4 protein-coding genes are annotated in these 3,878 nt (G+C 32.3%); all 4 read right to left on the bottom strand.

Annotated elements, in window-relative coordinates:
- Positions 1-7: 7 nt before the first annotated feature.
- The 4 genes from WC223_13890 to WC223_13905 all read right to left on the bottom strand — a co-directional run bounded on the left by WC223_13890 (position 8) and on the right by WC223_13905 (position 3,350).
- The gene (locus WC223_13890; GenBank protein MFA6925333.1) at positions 8-802 is read right to left on the bottom strand and encodes a YCF48-related protein; all 795 of its coding nucleotides are present in this window, start codon (positions 800-802) and stop codon (positions 8-10) included.
- A gap of 249 nt (positions 803-1,051) precedes the next feature.
- On the bottom strand, positions 1,052-1,909 hold the full coding sequence (locus WC223_13895; protein MFA6925334.1) for an HNH endonuclease: 858 nt from the start codon (positions 1,907-1,909) through the stop codon (positions 1,052-1,054).
- A gap of 740 nt (positions 1,910-2,649) precedes the next feature.
- Positions 2,650-3,033 carry a HEPN domain-containing protein gene (locus tag WC223_13900; GenBank protein ID MFA6925335.1) on the bottom strand — a complete coding sequence of 128 codons (384 nt, stop codon included), beginning with the start codon at positions 3,031-3,033 and terminating at the stop codon, positions 2,650-2,652.
- Complete coding sequence (locus WC223_13905; protein ID MFA6925336.1) at positions 3,030-3,350, bottom strand: nucleotidyltransferase domain-containing protein; 321 nt, start codon at positions 3,348-3,350, stop codon at positions 3,030-3,032. The genes WC223_13900 and WC223_13905 overlap by 4 nt, the downstream gene beginning before the upstream one ends.
- Positions 3,351-3,878 lie beyond the last annotated feature (528 nt).

Below are 3,878 nucleotides of genomic sequence, written 5' to 3' on the forward strand. Positions count from 1 at the left end.
TTTTGATTTAATTATAGGTCAAATATAATACTTTTTTATTTATGTTAGTGCCATTAGTATTAGCATCGGTAAAACAAACTGAATTTCCATTTACACCTGCTTGTAATGTCCAATTCATGCCGCCATTTGTGGTTTTCAGAAAAACACCACCAACGGCGTAGCCAGTATTAGCATCGATAAAACAAACTGATTTTAGATTACTAGTAGTTCCACTTGTTTCGGCTGCCCAGTTTACACCTCCATCAGTAGTTTTTATAATTTTCCCCAATTCTCCAACGGCATAACCAGTATTAGCATCAGTAAAATAAACTGAATTTAAATCATCAGCAGTTGGGCTTGTTTCAGCAACCCAGTTTGCACCTCCATTTGTGGTTTTTATAATTGTTCCGTTACTTCCAACCATGTAACCATTATTGGCATCGGTAAAATAAATTGAATATAACCAATTAGGAGTTCCACTTGTTTGAGTTGCCCAGTTTACGCCTCCATTGGTGGTTTTTTTAATTGTTCCATTACCACCAACCGCATAACCTGTAGTGGCATCAGTAAAATAAACTGAATATAACCAAATATCTGTTCCGGTTGTACTCTTTCCCCAATTTGCACCACCATTTGTTGTTTTTAAAATTATTCCAACAAATAAATTATAATCATAACCAACAACATAACCAATGCTATTAGAGGTAAAACAAACTGACTTTAAATAATAAGCATATCCACTTATACTTGTTTGTATTGTCCATTGTGCATTAGCCACATTTAATGTAAATAATGCAAATAATAAAACGTAAATTTTTTTCATAATGTTTTTTTTATATTTCCTACTCTTTATCGGATTTTCGGATTACTCCGTTTTCTTATGTTTAAATTTATTTTGCGTTTCGCCTTGCCCCCAACGGTCGGTTGCTTATATAGTGCGGTGCATTAAACGCACTTCACTTTCAACCGAAACAAAATTAATAAATAATAATGAACTTTCAAAATGCACGAACACCGCATTATATAAGCAACATGTTAGCAGTAGTACTTCTTTCGTTCGTGTCAAGTTCACTTATTTTTCCGGATAATCCAAACTTCCTTTAAGAAGATTACAGTCAACACAAAGTATTTGAAGATTTTCATAGGTTGTTTCGCCACATTTAACCCAGGGTATTATGTGGTCAAAATGGAAGTCATTCCACCCTTCAAGTTTACAACCGCATATTCTACAAACATTCCCATCTCTCATTGCTACTCGTATTTTCAATTTATTACTAGGGTTTCTTTTAGTTAAGTGCTTAAAACCTTGTTTGCTTTGTTGAACTATTTCTTCTATTATTGTTTTGTCAGTTTTATCATCATCGGAGTTAATGTATTCAACAAATGTTTCAAGAGCTTTGCGCCAATTCCCAAATCTTTTTGTATAGGTATCACTTGAATATTTTGAAAATGGTTTTACACACTCAGTTATATAAGGTGGTCTCCCAAGTTTAATCCATATTTCTTCCATATTTTCAAATAATTCCTCATTTGAAATATTTTGCAGATTTGATATTTCTAATCCTGCTTTTTTTAATGCTTTGTTCCAACCAAAACGTCTGTCTATGATTGTTGAAGAATATTTCCCTACTTCATTATATTTATAGGTGGTTACCTTTATTGGAGCAATTTTGTTTGCAACCCTTTTTAAATCTTCAAGTAATTCTTCATCCGAAATGTTCTGATGTTTAGCAACTGTCAGTCCTGCTTTTTCCAAAGCATTATTCCAACCTAATCTTTTCTTAATAGTTCCACTATTAAATCTACCCACTTTATCATATTCACTTTGGGTAAGAGATTCCTTATTAAGTTCGCTTGCAACCTTCTTTAAGTCATCTAACAATTCCTTGTCTGAAGCGTTTCTATTATCTGGTTTTAGTGCAAATTTCATATTGCGTTGTTGTGTTGTCTGCGTGCTGTATCAGTATTACTGCTAACGTTCCCGTGGTTGCAATTCGTGCCGTATTGCTTGCAATTCATTATCACACGGTTTAATGTTCAAATATATAAAAAATAATTCAATACACCAAAAATAAGGCATGATTGCAACCACGTGTTGGGTACAGTTCTTTTCTTTTCGTCAGTATAGCATGTGTGTGTCAGATGAACGTAGTTCAAATAACGGAAAAAAAACTTGTCGAGAAAATAATTTTAAATATTTTTTATTGTCATATATCAAACCTGATATGTGCAGTCAAAAATATTCTCAGGTTTAATTTTGTCATGGTTCATCACTTTTTCTAAAAGACATTTTATCAACAAAAGTTATAAAATCCTTGATTTTTATTTTTTTTCCTATAACTTTGCCAAGTCTTTTTAACGTCGCTACGTTACAAACACTAGTTTGCACGATATTTCCGTGTTAAAGACTTGAAAGCAAAAATTTTTCAAATTTTCTTTTTACTAAAATGTCTTTCCACTTGCACTGAACCATCCTTTATATTTTTTCCTGAAATATTATTTTCGTCTTCTTTGACACCCTTGCCCCCAACGATTGGGGCTTGTTTTCGGCGGGCGTTCTATATACCTGCGTCATTTTCCCCCGAAACCAAAATTATAAATAATTACTGAACAATCAAATTGCTAATTTCTGCCCGCTAACACTAAGCCCATGTTGGCAACAGGTGGATATTAGATATGTTTCTCTATTTCTTTTATGAAATTTTCAGTCTGCTCAAGTAATGGAGTTACTGTTGATTTATCAAATGAAATAAAGTCAGCATAATCTCCTTCCTGTCTCCAGTCAAATAAATCTGTGTATAGTTTTCCATAGTCTTTGGAAATAATACCTGTCTTGATAAATTCAAAAAGAAACTTAGACCTGCATCCATTATGTGTGTGTGTCTTGAAATTATTTTTCAAAAACAATGCATTAACAGAATAAAATGACGCATAATATAGTCTATTTACGCATGAATTCCATCTGCCTCCTTCTGCTAACAAACGAGCGTCTGCAAGTGTTTCATGTGCTCTTTCAATTCTATATTTAAGCAAATCTTCTGTGTTTCCTGTCATATTTTTATTCCCTCTTTTGAAATATTATAATAAAGTGGAGTTACAGAATGTCTTGTTTCCCAGTCTAATTTTGAATACACAAATGTCGATATGGGTTCACCAATCTCAAGTTCTATGTCAAAAAGTTCGTGTCTATAATCTTGTTCTAATTTTCTTGATACAGTCGATAAATTAAGTAGAATTAATATATCCCAGTCAGACGTCTTATTCGCTGTCCCTCTCGCATGAGAGCCAAAAAGAATGATGTCTGCATCTGGATTTTTTTCTTTAATCTTCGACTTAATCAAACTAATAATATGTTTTTCTTTCGAATTCATTGTTTTTTTTTACAAAGATATAAAATTTGCACGAAAATCAAAAACCACTTGTTGCCAACGTTCCGCGGCTTGCAACAGTGCGGGTTTTTACGCACAAAACTTTCAAGCCGATACAAAGTTAAAAATATTTATTTCATTATCAAGCTACACAAAACCCCGCATTGTTGCAAACCGCTGTTGGCACCAGTTTTTTATTTTATTTTTATAAATGGGAAATGTCTCTTTATCTCATGAACTTTTGAAATATTCATTACTTTTAATAATGTCTCAAGATTCACTGTCATATTTGTGATAACAATTTTTTTATCAATAATTAAGTATTTACAAGAACTTAAAGGGTTAAAAAAACTTGTCCATTTACTTTTAACAATGTCAACGTGAACTTTTGAGTCATAATGCATTTTTGTCTCAATACCCTTTTTTGTCTCTGTTATGTCTTTACTTAATAAATCACTAACATCCTAACATTATAAATTAAATTTCAATTGATTACAATTAAGTTCTTCGAAATCTTGTAGATAATAGTCG

It is taken from the genome of Bacteroidales bacterium (assembly GCA_041671145.1).
GTDB lineage: Bacteria > Bacteroidota > Bacteroidia > Bacteroidales > JAHJDW01 > JAQUPB01.

Coding starts and splice junctions, on each gene's coding strand:
- WC223_13905 (MFA6925336.1), bottom strand. CDS start 3,350: ATGAATTCGAAAGAAAAACATATTATTAGTTTGATTAAGTCGAAGATT.
- WC223_13895 (MFA6925334.1), bottom strand. CDS start 1,909: ATGAAATTTGCACTAAAACCAGATAATAGAAACGCTTCAGACAAGGAA.
- WC223_13890 (MFA6925333.1), bottom strand. CDS start 802: ATGAAAAAAATTTACGTTTTATTATTTGCATTATTTACATTAAATGTG.
- WC223_13900 (MFA6925335.1), bottom strand. CDS start 3,033: ATGACAGGAAACACAGAAGATTTGCTTAAATATAGAATTGAAAGAGCA.